We start from the raw sequence: 22,037 nt of genomic DNA on the forward strand, positions 1-22,037 counted from the left end.
TGGAGACATGGCACGAAGTGCAGGGTTCGGTGGGTCTCACGACGCCGGCTCACCGAGCAATCCGGTTCTCATCACCGAGGCAGCGCAATCCATCGAGGATCAACACCGCGCCCGGGTCCGCAAGTACCTGCTCATCATGTCCTTCCGGTTCCCCGCGCTGATCTTCGCGGCGGTGGCGTACGGCATCTGGGAGAACCCGTGGATCTCGATGGCGATCATCGGGGTGTCGATCCCGCTGCCGTGGATCGCGGTTCTCATCGCCAACGACCGCCCGCCGCGCACCAAGGACGAGCCCAGCCGGTACGACCACCGCGAGTCGCCGTCCACGGCCCTGCCCGCGCCGCCACACCACACGATCGAGGGCTGACGCAGTCGGGCGTGCTGCAACAATGCACGAGTGAACCGTGACGAGCTGCTGTCGATCTGCCCCTCTCTGCGTGAGGCCCTCCGCCGCAACCGGTACGACACGGACACTCTGCTCGATGCGCTGGGCCCCGAGGTCCATGCGGCGTTGAGCCGCAACGAGCCGGTCCCGGTGCGCCGGGCCAGCGCCGGCTGCGGCGAACTCGGCACCCTGATCCGCCTGTTCCTTCTCATTGACGACTGTCCCGTCGGTGAGGTGGCCGCGGCGCTGTCCCCGCTTCCGGTCGAGGACGCCGTCGCGGCCGGCCTACTCGAATCCGACGGCGACGCGGTCCGGGCAGCCCTCGACCTCCGTCCGATGGACATCGGCGGTGGCAACCGCTGGGTGCTCTCCGACCTCGACGGCGCACTCCGCCCCCGCGAGACCCCCGTCGACCACGTCATCGGCGTCGGGCACGCGTCGCTGTCGCTGTTGCAGGCCACCCCGACCGCGCCGGTCGGGACACTGCTCGACGTCGGGACCGGTTGCGGAATCCAGGCCCTGCACGGCGCGTCCTACGCCGGCTCGGTCACGGCCACGGACCTAAACGTCCGTGCCGTCGATCTGGCGGCCGTCACGGCGGCGCTCAACGAGGAAGAGGTGGAACTGCTCGCCGGGTCGTGGTTCGAGCCGGTCGAGGGCCGGACGTTCGATCAGGTCGTGGCCAATCCGCCGTTCGTCGTCAGCCGCGCCCGGGTGGGTCACACCTACCGCGACTCCGGACTCGACCTCGACGGCGCGAGTGAGCTGATGATCTCCCAGGTGGCGGACTACCTCGCGCCCGGCGGGACGGCGGCGCTGCTGGCGTCCTGGATCCACGTCGAGGGCGAGGACTGGCGCGCCCGGGTGGCGTCCTGGCTTCCCGCCCACGGGATCGACGCGTGGGTGGTGCAGCGGGACGTCGCGGACCCGGCCCTGTACGTCGGCACCTGGATGCGGGACGGCGGCCTCGACACCCGGGACCCGTCCACCGCGACGATCGCCGGGGACTGGCTGGATCACCTCGCGAGCGCGAACGTCGAGGGGGTCGGCTTCGGGTTCGTCTACCTGCGCCGGACCGACGCACCCACCGATCTGATGGCGGAGGATCTCACCCACGGCTTCACCGACCCCTTGGGCGCGGAGGCGCTCGCGTACTTCGAGCGGGTGGCGTGGCTGCGCGAGCACGACGTGCTCACCGCGCGTTTCCGCGTCGAGGAGAGCACCGCCCTGGAGCGGGTGTTCCTGCCCGGCGAGGAGGGGTGGACCCAGGTGGTCGCCCGGTTGCACCGGGGGAACGGCCCGGCGTGGCAGCACGAGGTCGACGATCTCGTCGCCTCGCTCGTCGCGGGCATGCGCGACGACGGCCTCGTGCTGGGCGAATTGATCGAGCTCCTCGCCGCCGCCCACGGCGTCGACGCCGAGGAACTCGCGCAGTCGGCCGTGCCGCTCGTGCACGCCCTCGTCCGGCACGGCCTCGTGCTTCCCGCGTAGCCACCGGGTTCCCGATCCGTCCCCCTTATACGTGTTCTCAGCAACTTCTCAGGACCGAATCGAGGAACCCGCAGGTCACAGCCTCCTCGCAAATTACCGGCCGGGAACTTTCCCAGGCCTTCGGCGCGTTGATCCATATGAGACACCACCGATGAGGAGGCAAGTCATGACAAGCCCCAGCACCACTACTCGCATTCGCCCCAGCGCTGCCGATCTGGACGCCCAGAGCCCCGCTGCCGACCTGGTCCGGGTCTACCTGAACGGAATCGGCCGTACAGCTCTGCTGACGGCCGCAGACGAGGTAGAACTGTCCAAGCGAATCGAGGCTGGGCTGTACGCCGCGCACATCCTGGAGACCGGGAAGCGACTTTCCCCCGCCAAGAAGCGCGACCTCGCGACGATCGTCCGTGAAGGACAGTCCGCCCGCGCACACCTCCTCGAGGCCAATCTGCGGCTAGTCGTCTCGCTCGCGAAGCGGTACACCGGACGCGGCATGCCCCTGCTGGACCTCATCCAGGAGGGCAACCTGGGTCTGATCCGCGCGATGGAGAAGTTCGACTATGCGAAGGGGTTCAAGTTCTCGACGTATGCCACCTGGTGGATTCGTCAGGCGATCACCCGCGGCATGGCCGACCAGAGCCGGACGATCCGGCTCCCAGTGCACCTCGTGGAGCAGGTCAACAAGCTGGCCCGCATCAAGCGTGAGCTGCATCAGCAGCTCGGGCGTGAGGCGACGGACGACGAGCTGGCCGAAGAGTCCGGAATCCCGGCGCACAAGATCGCGGATCTCCTCGATCACAGCCGCGACCCGGTGAGCCTCGACATGCCGGTCGGCAACGACGAGGAAGCACCCCTGGGCGACTTCATCGAGGACTCCGAGGCCACGTCGGCGGAGAACGCCGTGATCGCCGGTCTCCTGCACAGCGATGTGCGCAGCGTGCTGGCCACCCTCGACGAGCGTGAGCAGCAGGTCATCCGCCTGCGTTACGGTCTCGACGACGGTCAGCCGCGCACCCTCGACCAGATCGGCAAGCTTTTCGGGCTCTCCCGCGAGCGTGTCCGTCAGATCGAGCGCGAAGTGATGGGCAAGCTGCGTCAGGGCGACCGCGCCGAGCGGCTGCGCTCCTACGCCAGCTGACGAGAGTCTCCCACCGGAATCAGCGCCGGTGCCGGGTCGTACGCGACCGGCACCGGCGTTGCGCTGTCTGCGGGCCTGTGATCGATCAGCGCAGGCGGCGGGGGCCGAGGTCGGCGACGCTGGGCTCGGGGCCGATCCGCACGCGCGAATCGGTGATCTGGGCGCCTTCGGCGGAGGCGAGCACGGGTTCGCAGGCCAGTTCCCGTACCTCTGGGAGGTCGTCGGCGAGCGCGGAGATCCGCTGCACGAGGTCGACGAGAGCCGATTTGTTCACCGGTACGGCGCTGCGGTAGCCGGACAGCAGCGGCGCGGCCTTCGGTGCGTCGATCAGTTCCGCGGCGGCGTCCTCGGTGAGGGGCAGCACCCGGTAGGCGCGGTCGCCGAGGAGGTCGGAGATCACGCCGGCGAGTCCGAACGAGATGAGCGAACCGAACGACGGGTCGTCCTGCACACCCACCACACAGCCGATTCCCTTGGTGGCCATTCGCTGCACGTGGAGTAGCGGTTCACCGGACGCGGCGGCGAGGTCGCGGTAGGCCCAGCGGACCGAATCGGGCCCGACCAGATCGAGGCGGACGCCACCGAGGTCCGGCCGGTGCCGCCACTGCTCCCCCGTCGCCTTCACTGCGACCGGGTATCCCAATTCCTCGGCGGCCTGCACGGCCTCGTCTTCGGTGGTGGCGGAACGGAATTCCACGACGTTCACGCCGTAGCACGCGAGGAGCTGCGATGCCTCGAAGTCCGACAGCCACCGTCCCGCCGACGTCGAGAGCCAGCCGTCGACCATCGTCTTCGCCCGCTCCGGATCGATCCCGTTGGGGCGCACAACTTTCGAGGACGGTTTACTCTTCCACGCCGAGTACCGCCAGGCACGGGCCAGTGCCAGCGCCGCGCGTTCCGGACCGGGATAGGAGGGAACCGAACCGCGCGTCGGGTGCCCGTCCTCACCTCGGACCGCCAGGACGTCGGGCACACCCTCCGCCGCGAGGAACGTCGTGAGGACGGGTTTGTCGGCTTCACGCACCGCCTCCCGCAGCGCCTGGGCATAGGGTTCGACGGGAACGGCGACCGGTGGAACGAACACGGCGATCACCGAATCGACGTCGAAGGACGTGAGCGCCGTCCGCACGGCCGCCGCGAACTCCTCGGGACCGGCCTGCGGACCGAGGTCCACGGGGTCGCCGACCTGCAGACCCTCACTGCGGGCCGCGTCCGCGGCGAGCACACCGAGCGCGGTGGAGTTTCCGACCACGGCGAGCCGGGGGCCCGCGGGCAGCGGTTGATACCCGAACAGCAGCGCACAGTCGAACAACTGAGAGATCGACCCGACCTGCACCACACCGGCCTGCTCGAAGAGGGCGCGGACGATCGAATCGTCCATCTCGCCGCCGCTGGCCGCCAACGCGGGCGGGACGGCATGCCGGCCACTCTTGACCGCGACGATCGGCTTGTTCCGCGCCACCCGGCGTGCGATACGCGAAAACTTGCGGGGATTACCGAAACTCTCCAGGTACAGCAGCACCACCTCGGTGGCCGGATCGGAATCCCAGTACTGCAGGAGGTCGTTGCCGGAGACGTCGGCGCGGTTTCCCGCGGAGACGAAGGCGGACAATCCGATTCGGCTCCGCGCGGCCTCGTCGAGGATGGCGATGCCGAGTGCGCCGGACTGGCAGAAGAATCCGACGTTGCCGGGGCTCGGCAGCACCGGCGCGAGGGTGGCGTTCAACGAGACCTCGCTGTCGTTGTTGGCCACGCCGAGCGCGTTGGGACCGATCAGCCGCATCCCGTGCGCGCGGGCGGCGTGGACGAGGCGACGTTCGGACTGCCGTCCGTCCATCCCGGTTTCACTGAATCCCGAAGACACGACGACGAGGGCCTTGACCCCCTTGTCCAGGCAGTCGTCGAGGACGGCGTTGATCGATTCGGCGGGTACCGCGACGACGGCGAGATCCACCTCGTCGGGGATGTCGCGGACGGTCGGGTACGCCCGAACACCGTGAACCGAACGGTGCTCGGCGTTGACCGGATACACCGGGCCCGTGAATCCCGCCCGCAGCAGGTTGGTCAGCACGGCGTTGCCGACCTTTGCCCGATCGGTGGACGCACCGATCACCGCGACCGACCGCGGACTGAGGACGTTGCGCATGCTGCGCGCCTCGGCGGCCCGCTCGCGGGAATTGCGCACGGACACCATCGCTTCGGTGGGGTCGATCGCGAATTCGAGCTTGAGCACTCCGCCCTCGAAACTGCGGCTCACCTGATATCCCGCTTCACGGAACACCGTCACCATGTTCCGGTTCTCCGCGAGGACCTCGGCGACGAACATCGTCAGGCCGTTCTCGGCGGCCGCCGCGGCCAGGTGTTCGAGGAGAATTGGCCCGAGTCCGCGGCCCTGATGCGCGTCGGCGACGACGAACGCCACCTCCGCGGACTTGCCGTCCCCCTCGCCGACGAGCCGCTCGTACCGGCCGACGGCGATGATCTCGTCCCCGAGCAGCACCACGAACGCCACCCGGTCATGGTGATCGACGGTGGTGAAATGAACGATGTCCCGTTGCGACATGGTCGGGTAGGGGCCGAAATACCGCAGATAACGGGTGCGCTCGGAGAGCTTCGAGTGGAACGCGACGAGTTTGTCCGCGTCCTCGGGCACGATCGGTCGCAACGCCACCGCCCCGCCGTCCGCCGCCAGCACATCGGCGACCCAGTGCCGCGGGTAGTCGTGCGCGGTGTCGGGTTTCGCTTTCGCCTCGGTCGTGACCGACGCCTCGGTGCCGCTCGACGATTCGGCGCCGCCCGACGAGTCGATGCCGTCGGTGGTCTCGCTGCCGTCCGTCGGCTCAGTCACGGGGATCCTCCGGGTCGAGTCCGAGTAGTGGGAAGCACGCGCGGCGAGTAGCGATGACGGCCGAGTCGATCCGCGTCAGGGCGCGGTCGACCGACGGGATCCCGGTTTCCGGTGTGCCACCGGGACCGTCCCAGGGCCGGTAGTCGACCTCGCCGCCGTCGCCCATCGTGTCCGGCAGGTCGACGCTGGGCGCGAGCGCGTGTGCCCGCTCCTGCCAGCCCTCGGGTACGGCACGGCCCGTGTCGATCTCGCGGTCGAGCGCTGCGGCGATGAGGTGGGTCCACGCGCGGGGGACCACACGGACGAGGCCGTAGCCGCCGCCGCCGACGGCGAGCCAGCGTCCTTCGGAGTAGCGGTCGGCGAGGTCGCGCATCGCGAGGAACGCGGCCCGCTGGCCGTCAACCGTGAGCGCGAGGTCGGCCAGCGGGTCCTCGCGGTGGCTGTCGACACCGCACTGGCTGATCACGATCTGGGGCCGGAACGCCGCGAGGGCGCCCGGAACGACGGCGTGGAAACCGCGCAGCCACAACGCATCGACGGTGCCGGGCAGCACAGGGAGGTTGACGGCGGTGCCCTCCCCCGATCCCTCACCGACCTCGCTCGACCACCCCGTGTTGGGCCAGAGCGTCGCCGGATGCTGGTGGAGCGAGATCGTCAGGACCCGGGGGTCGTGCGCGAACGCGTGCTGGACCCCGTCACCGTGGTGCGCGTCGACGTCGATGTAGGCGATCCGGTCGAAACCGTGGTCCAGCAGCCAGGAGATCGCAATGGCGACATCGTTGTACACACAGAAGCCGGAGGCCCAGTCGGGCATCGCGTGATGCATGCCGCCGCCGATGCTCACGGCGCGACGGGTGCGTCCTGCGGCGATCTCCTGCGCCGCGGCGAGGGAACCGCCCGCGAGGATAGCGCTCGCCTCGTGCATCTGGGGGAAGACGGGATTGTCCTCGGTGCCGAGCCCGTGCGGGGCGTCCGCCCCGAGCACACCCGACGTCGCCGAGTGCCCGGCCTGTTTGACTGCTTCGACGTACGCGGGAGTGTGGATCCGCAACAGGTCTGCGTCCGAGGCGGCGTCGGGCCGCAACAGTTCGACCCCCTCCAGAATCCCGAGGCTGCGGGCGAGCGACATGGTCAGGTCGAGCCGGGTGGGGTTCATCGGGTGGTCCGCACTCCACCGATAACTGAGATAGTCCGGACTCCACACGACTGCACGGTGCGATACCAGTGCAGCCGAATCCTCCCCGGAACTGAACGACGCGGTCATGAACTCACGCTACTGGTCCCCCGCGGAGGGTGCGAGCAGACCCCGGCACGACCGGCACCGACGCGCTGCGGGGACGGACGGCGCCGGTGGCGGGCAATCACCGGTAGAATCAACCGAGACGAAGGGGTGTGAGTGTGAAGGATCTGGTCGACACCACGGAGATGTACCTCCGGACGATCTATGACTTGGAAGAAGAGGGCGTCGTCCCACTTCGAGCACGTATTGCCGAACGACTCGAGCAGAGCGGTCCGACGGTCAGCCAGACCGTTGCCCGGATGGAGCGTGACGGTCTCCTCCTGGTCGCCGGTGACCGCCACCTGGAACTGACGGAGAAGGGCCGCGAACTCGCGGTGTCGGTGATGCGGAAGCACCGCCTTGCCGAGCGACTGCTGGTCGACGTCATCGGCCTCAAGTGGGAAGAGGTTCATGCGGAGGCGTGCCGATGGGAGCACGTCATGAGCGAGGAAGTCGAGCGGCGCCTCGTGGAGGTGCTCAACAACCCCACTACTTCGCCGTACGGCAACCCGATTCCGGGGCTCGCGCTGCTCGGGCTGGACCGCCCGGTCGACGCCCCCGAGACGCTCATCCGGCTCACGGACGTGCCGCCCGGCAAGCCGACCGCTGTCGTCGTCCGACGTCTCGCCGAGCACGTGCAGTCGGATCCGGACGTCATCGGGCAGCTGCGTGAGGCGGGCGTCGTTCCGGACGCGCGCGTCACTGTCGAGACCAAGCCCGGATCGGTCACGATCACGGTGCCCGGCCACAGCGGGTTCGATCTGTCCGAGGAGATGGCGCACGCCGTCCAGGTGAAGCAGGTTCAGGGATAGTCGATGAAACTTCTGGTCACCGGCGGCGCCGGCTATGTCGGCAGCGTCTGCAGCACGGTCCTGCTCGAACGCGGACACGAGGTCGTCATCATCGACGACCTGTCCACGGGTAACGCCGACGCGGTGCCGCTCGGTGCCGAGTTCGTCGAGGGCGACGTCGCGGAGGTGGTGTCGGACGTGCTCGGCACGAGCGGCACACCCCGCTTCGACGGCGTCCTGCACTTCGCGGCGCAGTCGCTCGTCGGCGAGTCCGTCCAGTTCCCGGAGAAGTACTGGCGCGGCAACGTCGTCACCACGCTCGAACTTCTGGAGGCCATGCGCCATTCGGGGACGCGGAAACTCGTGTTCTCCTCGACCGCCGCGACGTACGGCGAGCCCGAGCACTCGCCGATCACGGAGGCAGATCCGACCCGTCCCACCAATCCGTACGGGGCGACGAAACTCGCGATCGACCATGCCATCACGTCGTACTCGGTGGCTCATTCGCTCGCGGCGACCAGCCTGCGGTACTTCAACGTCGCGGGAGCGTACAAATCGGCGGGCGAGAACCGGGTCGTCGAAACGCATTTGATTCCTCTCGTGCTCCAAGTGGCGCTCGGTCAGCGGGAGAAGATCTCGATCTTCGGAACCGACTGGCCGACTCCGGACGGAACGGCGATCCGCGACTACATCCATGTGCTCGACCTCGCCGAGGCGCACGTGCTGGCACTGGAGTCGTCGATCGAGGGCAGGCACCGCATCTACAATCTCGGCAGCGGTGCGGGTTTCAGTGTGCGCGAAGTCATCTCCGCGTGTGCGCGGGTCACCGGGCTGCCCATCGCGGTCGAGGACGCACCGCGCCGGGCGGGCGATCCCGCCGTCCTCGTGGCATCGAGTGATCGGGCGATCGCGGATCTCGGGTGGCGGCCGGAGCACACCGACCTCGACGAGATCGTCGCCGACGCCTGGGCCTACCTGCAGGAGCTGGGCGACCGGTCGCACGCGGCACGCCGGTGACGCCGGCTCAGTCCGCGATCTGCCGGGGCAGCACGACACCGATCGCTTCGGCTCGCTCGTGACCGATGTCGGCCAGGCCCCGCACCTCGGCCGGCCGGAGTCCGGAGTGCAGTGCACCGTCGAGCAGGGTGGCCAGTACGTGCCCCGGCTCCGAGTCCAGTGCGGCGGCCAACGCGATGCCGGCGAACGGCCCGTCGCCACGCAGGTAGGCACTGTATCCGAGTAGCGCCGCCGGGTTGGCGCGTTCCGGGTCCGGGAGGTTGCGGGCGAGGAGGATCCACAGTTGCTCCGCGTCGTCGGCGTACGGGCCGACGGCCAGAGCGAGCGCGCTGTCTCGGACGGTGACATTGTCCAGTGCGAGCGCCAGTTCCGCATATTCCGGCGCGAGGAGCCTCTCCCCGGACGACACTCGTACGACGTGCGTCAGCACCAGTTCGAGTTCGAGACGGTGACCGCGCTCCGGCGTGGCCGAACGTTCGGCCAATTCCCTTCGCAGAAGGGATGATTGACGGCCGCGCTCGATGAGGGCGGCGATCTGCATCCGTTCGAGCACCGGGCCCACCTCGATCGTGGCTTCCAGCTCCTCGCGCGAAGAGCGGATGGCCCTGCCCTCGACGACCCGCGCGAGCGCGACCCGCGAGGACGTCGGATCGGACTGGGCTCCGTACCCACCGCCGCCGAGGAGGCTGCACCATTCGCGGCCGGCCGCGATCTCCGCCGTGACGAACACGTCTAGAAGTTCGGTCGGCGTGCAGTCGAGGAGCTCTTCGAATTCTTCGACGATCGCGGACAGTTCGTCCAGGGAGATCGCGTCCGGGTCGGTGAAGCGGTCGTCGACGAGCACCAGGAGCACCCCGGTGGCCCGCTCCCTCTCGCAGACGGTGGCGAACTGACCCAACGCCGCGTACATCGGCGGGGTCGGCACGTCGCCACCGCTGAGGACCAGGTCGTGTCTCATGACGGCTCCGACCGACGGGTTGCGCTCCCCGGTCAGGCACACCGCCACGATCGACCGGGCAGGCCGGAATCCGAGCAGTGCGGGAACCGAGGCGAGAAGGTCGCCCGGGGCGGACAACGTGACGGTGTGCTGATGCGGGGGCGGTCCCCCGCCGGGATCGTCGGAGAAACCGGAACCGTGCGGGAATGCGGGTGTCGTCATGCATCAGACTCTGACGGGCCGACGCGTCGGCGCGCCGCGGGCGAACTGGGGAAACACAAAGGGTTGTGGATGGGCAATCGCTTGTGGACAACCGGGTCGCCGCGCCGCGCGGGCGCGCCGATCGGCCGAGAAGTCGTCGGAGCCCTGTGCTAGGGCCCGCTCAGCTGTTCTGCACCTTCTGCACCGCGGCGGTGAACACCTCGTCGAGAGCGACGGTGTCGGCCTTCGCGTCGCCGAACGACATGAAGGTCGCGGACACCCGCACGTCGCCCACCTGCGCGATCAACGTGACCATCGACTGGGTGACCTTGTCGCTCTCGTTGCCGGACTTGACGGTCCGCCGCAGCGCGAGGGTGTCGTCGGCCCGGACCGGAGGGGCAGGCATGATCTCGGTGGTGACGGTGGACTCGGCCCCACTGTCCGTCACGGTGACCTCGCCGCACTTCTTCGTCTGTGCCGCCAGTTCGTCGAGGGGTGTATCGGTTCTGGTGAGCTCGACCGAGATCGTCGAACGGCTCGCGTTGTCCGTGCCCACCGCCATGACGGTGCCGGTCGGACCGTAGTCCTGCGCAGGCGGCGCACAGTCCACGGGATCCACCTCCGCGCCCTGTGGTACGCCCGTCAGGTCGGGTGCCGCCATCGACACGGCCTGGGCGGGCAGCACGATCGCCTCGTACCGGGCCGGGAAGTCGGCCGGATCGACCAGAAGCTTCGACAGTCCCTTTCCGGACGGCGAACCCGCCGCGATCGTGGTGCTCGGCTGCGGGACGCCGGAGACCGTCGAGGAACACCCGGAAAGTAACGTCACCGCGGCCAGCGAGACCACCGGGACAACGATGGCCGTCCGTACCGCTGTGCGCCGAGACCTCACCGTCGACCTCCCGTGTCGGATGTGTGGTGCTCCCACCCGGGGAGCCTTTCCGCCACTCTGCCACGCCGGCGCGCCGACAGCGGGGAGGCTGCGGCTCAACTGCCGCGGGCGATCCACTCCTCCAGATGCGGGGATTCGGTCCCGATGGTGGTTCCGTCGCCGTGCCCGGTGCGGACCGTCGTCGACGGCGGCAGCGCGAACAGACGGTCGCGAATGGACCCGATGATGGTCGGGAAGTCCGAGTAGGAACGCCCGGTGGCTCCCGGTCCGCCCGAGAACAGGGTGTCACCACTGAACAGTTCCCCCGCCTCCGGCAGATACAGGCAGCAGGAACCGGGAGAGTGACCGGGCGTGTGGAGCACGCGGAGACCGGTCCCGGCCACCTCGATCTCCTGCCCGTCCTCGATCGGCGTGTAGGTGACGGCGGGGTGAGTCTGCCGCCACAACACGTCGTCGGCCGCGTGGAGGTAAAGGGGGGCGTCCAGTGCCGTGGACAGTTCGGGCGCCACGGTGACGTGGTCGTTGTGGCCATGGGTGCAGACGATGGCCTTCACGCGCCTGCCGCCGACAGCCTCGACGATCGGGGCGGCGGTGTGGGCGGCATCGATCACCACCACCTCGGAGTCGTCGCCGACGATCCACACATTGTTGTCGACGTCCCAGGTGCCCCCGTCGAGACTGAAGGTGCCGGAGGTGACCACCCGGTCGATGCGCACGCTCACGACGCGGCCGCACTTCTTCTTCGTACCCGTGCCGACATCGTGCACCTCCAGGATCGTCGTCTCAGACCGTGCCGTTCCTCACATTGCCACAGACCGTGCGCGGGATCTCGCTGTGGGCGAACACCGGAAGGCTCCTGACGGGAATTATCGGTCGTCCGCGCCGTGTTCCCCCAGAGCAGGACCTCCGAGAGCAAAGTCCGACGTATCGATGCCGGAGACGATAGGGGACACTGGAGGCCAGGCACGAAGGAGAAGAGGTCTGTGATGGACGAACAGTCGAAGATGTACGAGCTGGAGTTCCCGGCACCGCAGCTGTCCTCCGCGGACGGCCAGGGACCTGTGCTGATCCACGGACTCGAGGGCTTCTCCGACGCGGGCCACGCCGTCAAACTCGCCACGACGCATCTGCGCGAGAGCCTGGAGAGTGAGCTGGTCGCCTCCTTCGCGGTCGACGAACTCGTCGATTACCGCTCGCGTCGGCCCACCATGACGTTCAAGGCCGATCACTTCTCGGACTACGACCAGCCCGAGCTGAACCTGTATGCGCTGAAGGACACGGCGGGCACCCCGTTCCTGCTGCTGGCCGGTATGGAGCCCGATCTCCGCTGGGAGCGGTTCACCACGGCGGTGCGCCTGCTGGCCGAGCAGCTCGGTGTGCGCCGGACCGTGGGCATCAACGCCATTCCGATGGCCATCCCGCACACCCGCCCGCTCGGAGTGACCGCGCATTCCACCAACAAGGACCTGATCAAGGACCACCAGCGCTGGTCCGGTGAACTGCAGGTACCCGGCAGCGCGTCCTCGCTGATCGAGTTGCGGATGGCGCAGCACGGGCACGAGTCCGTCGGGTTCTCTGTTCACGTTCCCCACTACCTCGCTCAGACGGACTACCCGGGGGCCGCCGAGACCCTCCTCGAGAATGTGAGTGACGTCACCGACCTGGATCTGCCTCTTGCCGCGCTCGGCGAGGCCGCCGCACGCGTCCGCGAACAGGTCGATGAGCACATCGCGGGTAACGAGGAGGTACAAACCGTCGTCCACGCCCTGGAACGTCAGTACGATGCGTACGTAACGGCTCAAGAACAGCAGTCCACGCTCCTGGCCAGCGAGGAAGACCTGCCGAGCGGCGACGAACTCGGTGCAGAATTCGAGCGTTTCCTCGCGGAACAGGCCCTGCAGGACGGCGAGGGCGGCGACTCCGGGGAGGAGGGGGGATCGCAGGGCGGGGCGTGACCGAGGAGCGGTTGTGCGGTCGCCACTCGGACACTGTGCGACCGCACGGTCCAGTTGTTCGGCCGACAGCGGTGCAATAGCGTCGAGATGAAGCGGATGATTGAGCTGTCAACATTCGGGAGTGCACCTAGTTCAGGAGGCGACATGAGCGACACTCGCATTCGTAAGCTCAGGCCCGTTCCGAACGCCGAAACCCGCATGATGTTCCGCACGATCCACGGCTACCGCCGCGCGTTCCGCATGGCAGGCGAGGGTCCCGCGCTTCTGCTGATCCACGGCATCGGCGACAACTCGTCCACCTGGACCGAGATCATCCCGCACCTCGCCAAGAACTACACCGTCATCGCCCCCGATCTGCTGGGCCACGGCCGCTCCGACAAGCCGCGGGCCGACTACTCCGTCGCGGCGTACGCCAACGGCATGCGCGATCTGCTGTCCACCCTGGGTATCGACAAGGTCACCGTCGTCGGTCACTCCCTCGGTGGCGGTGTCGCCATGCAGTTCTCCTACCAGTTCCCGCAGATGGTCGACCGGCTCGTCCTGGTCTCGGCCGGCGGCGTCACCAAGGACGTTCACCCGCTCCTCCGTCTCGCGTCGGTTCCGGTGGTCAACGAGGCCCTGAAACTGCTGCGCATTCCCGGCGCGATGCCCACTGTGCGTCTGGTGGGCAACGTGTTGAGCCAACTGAACGGAACGCGATTGCGTCCCGGTGCGATGCTGCACGACACACCCGACCTGGTACGCGTACTCGCGGAACTGTACGACCCCACGGCCTACGAGGCGTACCTGCGCACCCTGCGCGCGGTCGTCGACTGGCGCGGTCAGGTCGTGACGATGCTCGACCGATGTTATCTGACCGAGAATCTCCCGGTGCAGCTCATCTGGGGCGATCAAGATGCCGTCATTCCGGTGAGTCACGCCCACCTCGCGCACGCGGCGATGCCCGGCTCACACCTCGAGATCTTCCGCGGCGCAGGCCATTTCCCGTTCCGCGACGACCCGATGCGATTCTTGCGCACCATCGAGAAGTTCCTGTCCGTGACTCATCCCCTGCAGTTCGACGAGGCGAAGTGGCGGCAGATGCTCGTCACCGGCGTCGGTGAGAGCACCATCACGGGCAGCGCGTCCACCCGCATGGCGGTCCTCGACGCAATGGGATCGGACGAACGCAGCGCCACATAGGCCCGGCCGCGGCGCACCGCGGTCCGGCTAGCCTGTAGCAGTGCTTCTCTCCGACCTGCTCCCCGACAACGCGGATTCCGATTCCGTTTTCGACGCCTTCACCTCCTGGACCGAGGAACGAGGTCTGACGCTCTACCCCGCCCAGGAAGAATCCGTCATGGAGCTGGTGTCCGGGGCCAATGTGATCCTGGCGACGCCCACTGGATCGGGCAAGTCGATGGTGGCGGTCGGCGCCCACTTCTACGCGATGGCCACCGGTAAGCGCACCTTCTACACGGCCCCGATCAAAGCCCTTGTCAGCGAGAAATTCTTCGCGCTGTGCGAGGTGTTCGGCGCGGAGAACGTCGGCATGATGACCGGCGACGCCGCCGTCAACTCGCGGGCGCCGATCATCTGCGCGACCGCCGAGATCGTCGCGAACCTCGCACTGCGCGAGGGCCCCGACTCCGACATCGGTCAGGTCGTGATGGACGAGTTCCACTTCTACTCCGAACCCGACCGGGGCTGGGCGTGGCAGGTCCCCCTCGTCGAACTCCCCCACGCCCAGTTTCTCCTCATGTCGGCCACCCTCGGGGAGGTCGACTTCTTCTCGTCCGATCTCACCCGCCGGACCGGCAGGCCCACCACCGTCGTGGCGGGCACCGAGCGTCCCGTTCCCCTCCTGTTCTCGTACGCCACGACTCCCGTGAGCGAGACGATCGAGGAACTGGTGACCACCAATCAGGCCCCGGTCTACGTGGTCCACTTCACCCAGGCCGCAGCCCTGGAACGGGCGCAGGCCCTGACCAGCGTCAACTTCTGTTCGCGCGAGGAGAAGGACGCCATCGCGGAAGCGCTCGGCGGCTTCCGGTTCACCACCGGATTCGGCAAGACGCTCTCGCGCCTCGTCCGGCACGGTATCGGCGTCCACCACGCCGGCATGCTGCCGAAGTACCGCCGCCTCATCGAGAAGCTGGCGCAGGACGGTCTGCTGAAGGTCATCTGCGGCACCGACACCCTCGGCGTGGGGATCAACGTCCCCATCCGCACCGTGCTCCTCACCGGGCTGACCAAGTTCGACGGCACCCGCACGCGGCACCTCCGCGCCCGCGAGTTCCACCAGATCGCGGGACGCGCGGGACGCGCCGGCTACGACACCCTGGGCACCGTGGTGGTGCAGGCGCCCGAACACGAGGTCGAGAATCTGCGTGCGCTGGCCAAGGCAGGCGACGACCCGAAGAAGCGTCGGAAGGTGCAGCGCAAGAAGGCGCCCGACGGCTTCGTGTCGTGGAGCGAGGCCACGTTCGATCGCCTCGTCGCCGCGTCTCCCGAACCGCTCATCTCACGGTTCTCCGTGTCGAACTCCATGCTGCTCAACGTGATCGCACGACCGGGCAACTGCTTCGAGTCCATGCGGCACCTCCTCGAGGACAACCACGAGTCGCGGCCCGCGCAGCGCAAGCACATCTTCAAGGCGCTGTCGTTGTACCGCGGGCTGATCGACGCCGGCGTCGTGCAGAGACTCGACGAACCCGACGCCGACGGCCGCATGGCCCGGCTCACGATGGAACTCCAGCGGGACTTCGCGCTCAACCAGCCGCTGTCCCCGTTCGCCCTGGCCGCCCTCGAACTCCTCGACGTCGAATCCGATTCCTATGCACTGGATGTGGTGTCGGTGATCGAGTCGACCCTCGACGACCCGCGGCAGGTCCTCATGGCGCAGCAGCACTTCGCCCGCGGTGAGGCGGTCGCGCAGATGAAGGCCGACGGGATCGAGTACGAGGAACGCATGGAACTGCTCGAGGAGGTCACCTGGCCCAAGCCTCTCGCAGACCTGTTGTTCCCGGCGTTCGAGATGTACCGCGGTGGGCATCCGTGGATCACGGAGTTCGCGCTGTCGCCCAAGTCGGTCGTGCGCGACATGGTCGAGCGGGCCATGACGTTCGCCGAAATGGTCAGCCACTACGGCCTGGCCCGTTCGGAAGGGCTCGTGCTGCGGTATCTCGCGGACGCGTATCGCGCTCTGCGCCAAACCGTTCCGACCGAGGCCCGGACGGAGGAGCTGGACGACCTCATCGAGTGGCTGGGCGAGCTGATCCGCCAGGTGGATTCGAGCCTGCTCGACGAATGGGAATCACTCACCGACCCCGGCGCCGAGGGAGACGACCAGCAGGTCGCGTTCGGCGCCGACGTGCCGCGTCCCATCTCGGCGAACACGCGGGCATTCCGGGTCATGGTGCGCAACGCCATGTTCCGGCGTATCGAACTCGCGTCGCGGCGGCGGTGGGCCGAACTGGAGGGACTCGACGACGGCATCGACGCCGACGAGTGGGAGGACCAGCTCCAGCCGTACTTCGACGAATACGACTCCCTGGGCACCGGCCCCTCGGCGCGCGGCCCCCAGCTGTTCCAGGTGGAGACCGCGCCCGAGCTGTGGCGGGTCCGGCAGGTCCTCGAGGACCCGCAGGGCGATCACGGGTGGGCGTTGACGGCGGTCGTCGACCTCCCCGAGTCCGACGCGGCCGGCGAAGTGATCTTCGACGAGCTCAGCATCGTCGAGGGTTAGCGGTCAGGAACGCGGCCGGCGAGGCTGATCACGCCGCGCCGCGTTCTTCTCCTTGATGCGGACGGTCTCCTTGCGGACCTCGGCCTGGGTGGCGCGTTCCTGCTGCAGCCACTCGGGACGATCCGCCATGAGCGCGTCGATCTGCTCGGTGGTGAGCGCCTCGGTGACGCCGCCTCGGGCGAGGCCCGCAATGGACACCCCCAGCTTCGCCGCGACCACCGGCCGCGGGTGCGGGCCGTTGCGGCGCAGCTCGAGCAGCCACTCCGGAGGATCGCTCTGCAGTGCACTCAGCTCGTCGCGGGAGACGAGACCCTCCTGGAACTCCGCGGGGGTGGCCTCGAGGTACACGCCCAGCTTCTTCGCCGCGGTGGCGGGCTTCATAGTCTGAGGGCTCTTGTGCGACGTCATGGTGTCAAGAGTAACGAGCGTGTGCGGTGCCGTTGACCAAGGCCGGTAGCCTGACGGAGTGACAGACGCGGATGCATCCCCATCGTTCCGGCTCGCGTATGTCCCGGGCGTGACCCCCACCAAGTGGGTGCGCATCTGGAACGAACGGCTGCCCGACGTCCCGCTCACCCTCGTCCCGGTGACGGCCGCGGACGCGCCCGACCAGTTGCGCGGCGGCGGCGCGGACGCGGGCCTGGTGCGGCTGCCGATCGACCGGACCGGTCTCAGCGCCATCCCCCTGTACACCGAGATCCCCGTGGTGGTGGCTCCGAAGGACCACGTCGTCGCGGCGGTGGACGAGGTGTCGATCGCGGATCTGGCCGACGAGATCGTGCTGCATCCACACGACGACATCTTCGTGTGGGACATCGTGCCGGGATTGCCCGCCCAGGACCGCCCGGCCACGACGGCCGACGCGATCGAACTGGTTGCCGCGGGGATCGGGCTGCTCATCGTCCCGCAGTCGCTCGCCCGGCTCCACCACCGCAAGGACCTCGTCTACCGGACGGTGTCGGACGGCCCGGAGTCGCGGATCGCGCTGTCGTGGCCCGAAGACGAGACCACCGAACTGGTGGAAGAGTTCATCGGCATCGTCCGAGGCCGAACCGTCAACAGTTCCCGGGGCCGCACCCCGACGCCGGCTCAGCCGAAGAAGAAGCGTCCCGCCGCGGCGGCGGCACGCCAGAAACCGGCCGCGGGGGCCAGGACGTCACGGTCCGGCTCCGGAACGAAGGGCGGCAAGAAGGGCAAACCGCGCCGGCGGTCGTAGCCACGACCGTCAGGCGGGTGCGCCGACCGACGCCGTCTTCGTGAGCAGGCCGGCGAGCTGCGCGTAGCCGTCCGCACGGGCACTGGACGAGCGGAACACGAGTCCGATCGTGCGGCCCGGCGCCGGAGCCGCGAAGCGGGCGGTCGCGAGCGGTCCCCGTCCCGTCTCCACCTGGACTGCGGACTCCGGCACCAGGGTCACCCCGAGTCCGCCGGCAACGCACTGCACCACCGTGGACAGCGACGTGGCGCGGGTATCGCCCGCCACCGGGTGCGCATCGACCGAGCGGCACAGATCGAGGGTCTGGTCGCGCAGGCAGTGCCCCTCGTCGAGCAGCAGGAGGGGAAGCGCGTCCAGCATCTGCGGTGAGACGTCGGTGCGACCCGCCAGTGCATGCCCCTCGGGGACGACCATCACGAAATCTTCTGTGTACAAAGGAATGTCGACGAGACCGCTGACACCGCTCGGCAACGCCAGCACCGCGACGTCGAGCGCGCCCACTCGCAGCGCCTCCAGGAGCCGCGCCGTCTGATCCTCGATGACCTGCGGCTCGAGGGCGGGCATCTCCTCGCGCAGCGCCGGCAGCAGGGCAGGCAGCACGTAGGGGGCCACGGTGGGGATCAGCCCGATACGCAGCGGTCCGGCCAGCCGGTCGCCGACACCCGCGGCCGTCGCGACGAAACCGTCCGCCGCCTCGAGGATGACCTTGGCCTGACCGAGGAGCCGCTCCCCCGCCGGGGTGACGAGCACGCGTCGGGTGCTGCGCTCGATGAGCTGCACGCCGAGCCCGTTCTCCAGGGCGGCGAGCGACTGCGACAGTGTGGGTTGACTCACACTCAATCGTGCTGCCGCCGTGCCGAAATGGCGGTACTCCGCGACCGCGACGAACGCGCGCAGCTGCGACAGTGTGGGTTGATAGCTCTGATCGGCCATGCCTATCAGTCTAACGCCATCCATCGCCTCCACCTTTTACCCCGGGGTTCGTGCACGGGGAATCACACCAGTCGAGGCGCCGGTCGCGACGTCTCCCACGGTCGAGGCACTGTCTCGAGGTCGACGAGCGATAGGGTGCGTCAATGCCCATCCACGTAGACGTCGTCCGGGTGTTCACCGACGACAAAGGACGCCACGGCAATCCGCTCGGCATCGTCGACTCCTCGGCCGTCGCGCCCGAGGACCGGCAGTCCGTCGCCGCCGCACTCGGATACAGCGAGACGATCTTCGTCGACATCCCCGGACCCGGTGACGAGCACGCGCGCGCCCAGATCTTCACCCCCACCACCGAACTGCCCTTCGCCGGACATCCCACGGTCGGGCTGTCCTGGTGGCTGCACGAGCGCGGCGCCGCGGTCACCACACTCGACGTGCCCGCGGGCCCCGTCGCCACCCGCCGTTCCGGCGCCATCACCTGGGTGCGGGCCCGGCCGGAGTGGGCACCCGAGTTCTCGCTGTACCCCATGAACAGCGTGCGCGAGGTGCAGTCCGCGGACCCGAAGAAGTTCGGTCCCGGACACCATTATCTGTGGGCCTGGACAGACAAGGTCGAGCACTCGATCCGGTCGCGAATGTTCGCCCCGGACATGGGCATCACCGAGGACGAGGCCACCGGAGCGGCGGCCGTCCGGATCACGGCGCACCTCCGGCACGCCCTCCTGATCACGCAGGGCAAGGGATCCGTGCTGCGCACCACCTACGATCCGGCCGGGTGGATCGAGGTCGGCGGACGAGTCCACCCCGAGAAGTCACGCACCCTCTGACGGCGGCCGCCGGCCTCGCCCCGCGGTGAGGTCGGCTTCGCCCAGAGTCACCTGGATCTCCCGGCCCAGCGTCACCCCGGGAGCGAGGGGGAGCCTGTCGCCGCTCCAGAACTTGCCAGGGTCGTACCAGTTGGTGCGCCTGCGCCCGCTGATCAGCCCCATCTCCTCGTACGTCTGCGCGACCACCTCGGCGCAATAGGCACTTTCGAGGCTGCCGCCCGACTTCTCCTGCCTGCGCCCCGTCCCGGGCAGGCGCCCACCGAACCATCGTGACGCGAGTTTCGCGGTGGACGGGAACGGGGTTCCGTCCAGCCGTGCGATCGTCCGCAGCAACGCGTCCTCCTGCTGCGACGTCGCGGGGTCGGCGAGTTGGCGCAGCCATCCCCGCTGCCCGTACCGCGCACCCCACACCTGGACCGCGGCGCGCAGGTCGTGGAGTTGCACACCGCGCTGGAAGCGCCCCGTCCACATGTCCTGCAGCGAATGTCCGAGCTCGGCGTGCCACATCAGCGGCGGTAGGTCCTCGAGGACCACCGACATGCCGACGTGGTTGACCGGACTGTTCGTCAGCGTCTGAATGGCCCTGTCGGCCGGGGACTCTCCGCGGAAGATCCAGATGTCGCCGGTGCGGGTGACCTCGACCGCGGTGTCGAGGTCGATGGTGGAGCCGTGTCGTCGTGCGTCCGTGTGCCGTGGCGCGTCCATGGGCCCTAGCCTAGAAGGATGCGACCGCGTGGCAGGCAATGGTGGAAACTTCTCGGACTCGCCGGTGTGGTGGGTGTCGCCGCGACCGGGGTCGTCGCGGTGCGAGCGGATCGACAACGCAAGGCGTACACGCCCGACGAGGTTCGGGCGCGCCTCCACGAGCGCTACACCCGTGCGTACGCGGCGCACGACGGGCAGCAGGAGATCGACCTGACCCCGCCCACGTGGCGGGACCGGGTCACCGGTGCCCTGCACCGCTTTCGCAGGCGGGGCACCGGAACCGATCAGCCCAGGGCCCGGCGGATCCCGTCCGCGAGCTGAGCGACCTGCTCGTCCGTCATCACGAACGCCGGCGAGATCTGCATGGCGCCCTGACCGGCGGCGCGCCCCGAGATCCCGTGTTCACGCAACGTGTTCACGAACGGGAGCGCTTCCGCCGGATCTGCCAGTTGCACGGCCGCAACCGCACCGAGACCGCTGCGCACTTCCTCGACTCGCGGATGGTCGGCGAGGGGCGCGAGGTACTCGTGCAATGACGACTCCAGTCGCTTGGACTCCGCCAGCAGGTTCTCGCGCTCGATGATGTCGAGGTTGGCGAGAGCCGCCGCGGCGGCACCCGCGTGCCCACCGTAGGTGTACCCGTGCCGCCACCAGACCCCGCCGGCGAAGAACGGCTCGGCCACGCGCGGGGCGATGAACACCGCACCCATCGGGACGTACCCGGAGGTGAGGCCCTTCGCCGTCGTCATCATGTCGGGCTGGAGGTCGAATCGCGTCGACGCGAACCAGTCGCCGCCGATTCGGCCGAATCCCGTGACCACTTCGTCGACGACGAACAGGATGTCGTGCTCGCGGCAGATGTCGCGGACCTCCGCGAGATAGCCCTCCGGCGGCAGGTAGACGCCGCCCGCACCGATGACGGGCTCGCAGAAGAACGCGGCGATCGTGTCGGCGCCGACCTTCTCGATCAGTTCGAGCAGGCTCTTGGCGTCGTTCCAGGCGACCGTGGCGGCGTCGGCCATCAACTCGCCGTATCCCTCGCGGTTGGCGGGAATTCCCGCCAGCGCGGTGCCCGCAACGTGCATCCCGTGATAGGCCTTCTGGCGGCCGACGACGATCGTCTTGGACGGCTTGCCCATCTCGTGCCAGTAGCGGCGGGCGAGCTTGGCCGCCGTGTCCACGGAATCCGAGCCACCGGACGTGAAGAAGATCTTGCTGCCGGGCACCGGCGCGATGGTCGCGAGACGATCGGCCAGGGCCGCGGTGGTCTCGGGAACGAAGTCACCGAAGTTCGAGAAATGGGCCACGGTGCGCAACTGCTGCGCGACGGCGTCCGCGATCTCCGCACGGCCGTGCCCCACGTTGGTGAACCACAGACCGGCCGTCGCATCGAGGTACCGGTTGCCGCGATCGTCCCAGATGTAGGCGCCCTCGCCGCGGGACACCACGAAGGCGCCCTTCTGTTCCACCGCGCCCATGTCCGCGAATCCGTGCCACAGTGCCGACGCCATGCTCATCCCTTCGTGAAATCCACCCCGAGCCGACTATGCCATGTGGCCTGCGGATCCCGGCGCCCGACTCCACAGTCCCCCGCGTCTGCGTCGGCCCGACCTCGTTGCCTCGATCGGAGTCGGTCCGAGGGCTTCGGCAGGCACAATCTCTGCATGCCCGGAGTGCGATGTCGCGAGAACAGGAAGA

Annotated in this window: 20 protein-coding genes; 11 read left to right on the forward strand and 9 right to left on the reverse strand. The window is 68.6% G+C overall.

Features of this window, described 5'->3' with window-relative positions; translation table 11 throughout:
* Positions 1-7 precede the first annotated feature (7 nt).
* From WKC72_RS26545 to WKC72_RS26555, 3 genes are all read left to right on the forward strand, one after another.
* A complete protein-coding gene (locus WKC72_RS26545) occupies positions 8-367 on the forward strand; it encodes a DUF3099 domain-containing protein (RefSeq protein WP_037232413.1) in 360 nt (119 codons plus the stop codon).
* Positions 368-397: 30 nt separating this feature from the next.
* The gene (locus tag WKC72_RS26550; RefSeq protein ID WP_370180308.1) at positions 398-1,876 is read left to right on the forward strand and encodes a methyltransferase; all 1,479 of its coding nucleotides are present in this window, start codon (positions 398-400) and stop codon (positions 1,874-1,876) included.
* A 166-nt stretch (positions 1,877-2,042) separates the two neighbouring features.
* Positions 2,043-3,014, forward strand: a complete 972-nt coding sequence (locus tag WKC72_RS26555) for a sigma-70 family RNA polymerase sigma factor (protein WP_037232419.1) — start codon at positions 2,043-2,045, stop codon at positions 3,012-3,014.
* 85 nt (positions 3,015-3,099) lie between these two features.
* Here WKC72_RS26555 and WKC72_RS26560 read toward each other — a convergent pair whose 3' ends face one another.
* Both WKC72_RS26560 and WKC72_RS26565 read right to left on the reverse strand, forming a co-directional pair.
* Positions 3,100-5,862, reverse strand: a complete 2,763-nt coding sequence (locus WKC72_RS26560) for a GNAT family N-acetyltransferase (protein ID WP_370180311.1) — start codon at positions 5,860-5,862, stop codon at positions 3,100-3,102.
* A complete protein-coding gene (locus WKC72_RS26565; protein ID WP_037232424.1) occupies positions 5,855-7,126 on the reverse strand; it encodes an acetoin utilization protein AcuC in 1,272 nt (423 codons plus the stop codon). The genes WKC72_RS26560 and WKC72_RS26565 overlap by 8 nt, the downstream gene beginning before the upstream one ends.
* A gap of 134 nt (positions 7,127-7,260) precedes the next feature.
* On the opposite strand from WKC72_RS26565, the gene WKC72_RS26570 reads away from it, so the two are divergent.
* Entirely contained in the window at positions 7,261-7,953 is a 693-nt protein-coding gene (locus WKC72_RS26570) for a metal-dependent transcriptional regulator (RefSeq protein WP_005240804.1), read from the forward strand.
* A 3-nt stretch (positions 7,954-7,956) separates the two neighbouring features.
* Positions 7,957-8,949: a UDP-glucose 4-epimerase GalE gene (gene galE, locus WKC72_RS26575; protein WP_037232427.1), complete on the forward strand. Its 993-nt coding sequence runs from the start codon at positions 7,957-7,959 to the stop codon at positions 8,947-8,949.
* Positions 8,950-8,956: 7 nt separating this feature from the next.
* On the opposite strand, the gene WKC72_RS26580 is transcribed toward galE, so the two are convergent.
* The 3 genes from WKC72_RS26580 to WKC72_RS26590 form a co-directional block, all read right to left on the reverse strand.
* Entirely contained in the window at positions 8,957-10,108 is a 1,152-nt protein-coding gene (locus tag WKC72_RS26580; RefSeq protein WP_370180315.1) for a DUF4192 domain-containing protein, read from the reverse strand.
* Positions 10,109-10,268: 160 nt separating this feature from the next.
* The gene (locus WKC72_RS26585; RefSeq protein WP_128638874.1) at positions 10,269-10,934 is read right to left on the reverse strand and encodes a DUF5642 family protein; all 666 of its coding nucleotides are present in this window, start codon (positions 10,932-10,934) and stop codon (positions 10,269-10,271) included.
* Between the two features lie 140 nt (positions 10,935-11,074).
* A complete protein-coding gene (locus WKC72_RS26590) occupies positions 11,075-11,701 on the reverse strand; it encodes an MBL fold metallo-hydrolase (RefSeq protein ID WP_112299264.1) in 627 nt (208 codons plus the stop codon).
* A gap of 264 nt (positions 11,702-11,965) precedes the next feature.
* Here WKC72_RS26590 and WKC72_RS26595 point away from each other — a divergent pair, with 264 nt between their 5' ends.
* From WKC72_RS26595 to WKC72_RS26605, 3 genes are all read left to right on the forward strand, one after another.
* Positions 11,966-12,934, forward strand: coding sequence for a proteasome assembly chaperone family protein (locus WKC72_RS26595; protein WP_112299177.1), 969 nt, complete (start codon positions 11,966-11,968; stop codon positions 12,932-12,934).
* A gap of 144 nt (positions 12,935-13,078) precedes the next feature.
* A complete protein-coding gene (locus WKC72_RS26600) occupies positions 13,079-14,116 on the forward strand; it encodes an alpha/beta fold hydrolase (protein ID WP_005240793.1) in 1,038 nt (345 codons plus the stop codon).
* 40 nt (positions 14,117-14,156) lie between these two features.
* Positions 14,157-16,661 (forward strand): DEAD/DEAH box helicase, encoded by a 2,505-nt coding sequence (locus WKC72_RS26605; protein WP_370180319.1) that lies wholly within the window; start codon positions 14,157-14,159, stop codon positions 16,659-16,661.
* Positions 16,662-16,664: 3 nt separating this feature from the next.
* Here WKC72_RS26605 and WKC72_RS26610 read toward each other — a convergent pair whose 3' ends face one another.
* Positions 16,665-17,069: a DUF5997 family protein gene (locus tag WKC72_RS26610; RefSeq protein WP_005240786.1), complete on the reverse strand. Its 405-nt coding sequence runs from the start codon at positions 17,067-17,069 to the stop codon at positions 16,665-16,667.
* Between the two features lie 58 nt (positions 17,070-17,127).
* On the opposite strand from WKC72_RS26610, the gene WKC72_RS26615 reads away from it, so the two are divergent.
* Entirely contained in the window at positions 17,128-17,877 is a 750-nt protein-coding gene (locus WKC72_RS26615) for a LysR family substrate-binding domain-containing protein (protein WP_370180321.1), read from the forward strand.
* A gap of 9 nt (positions 17,878-17,886) precedes the next feature.
* Here the strand turns inward: WKC72_RS26615 and WKC72_RS26620 are convergent, their stop codons facing one another.
* Positions 17,887-18,810 carry a hydrogen peroxide-inducible genes activator gene (locus WKC72_RS26620; protein ID WP_037232439.1) on the reverse strand — a complete coding sequence of 308 codons (924 nt, stop codon included), beginning with the start codon at positions 18,808-18,810 and terminating at the stop codon, positions 17,887-17,889.
* Positions 18,811-18,953: 143 nt separating this feature from the next.
* Here WKC72_RS26620 and WKC72_RS26625 point away from each other — a divergent pair, with 143 nt between their 5' ends.
* Positions 18,954-19,634 carry a PhzF family phenazine biosynthesis protein gene (locus WKC72_RS26625; RefSeq protein ID WP_370180324.1) on the forward strand — a complete coding sequence of 227 codons (681 nt, stop codon included), beginning with the start codon at positions 18,954-18,956 and terminating at the stop codon, positions 19,632-19,634.
* Here the strand turns inward: WKC72_RS26625 and WKC72_RS26630 are convergent.
* Positions 19,620-20,339 (reverse strand): hypothetical protein, encoded by a 720-nt coding sequence (locus WKC72_RS26630; RefSeq protein ID WP_037232444.1) that lies wholly within the window; start codon positions 20,337-20,339, stop codon positions 19,620-19,622. The genes WKC72_RS26625 and WKC72_RS26630 overlap by 15 nt on opposite strands.
* A gap of 18 nt (positions 20,340-20,357) precedes the next feature.
* On the opposite strand from WKC72_RS26630, the gene WKC72_RS26635 reads away from it, so the two are divergent.
* On the forward strand, positions 20,358-20,660 hold the full coding sequence (locus tag WKC72_RS26635) for a hypothetical protein (RefSeq protein ID WP_370180326.1): 303 nt from the start codon (positions 20,358-20,360) through the stop codon (positions 20,658-20,660).
* Here the strand turns inward: WKC72_RS26635 and WKC72_RS26640 are convergent.
* Entirely contained in the window at positions 20,624-21,856 is a 1,233-nt protein-coding gene (locus WKC72_RS26640; RefSeq protein ID WP_370180327.1) for an aspartate aminotransferase family protein, read from the reverse strand. The genes WKC72_RS26635 and WKC72_RS26640 overlap by 37 nt on opposite strands.
* Positions 21,857-22,037 lie beyond the last annotated feature (181 nt).

Source organism: Rhodococcus wratislaviensis, from assembly GCF_041228765.1.
Lineage (GTDB): Bacteria > Actinomycetota > Actinomycetes > Mycobacteriales > Mycobacteriaceae > Rhodococcus_F > Rhodococcus_F wratislaviensis.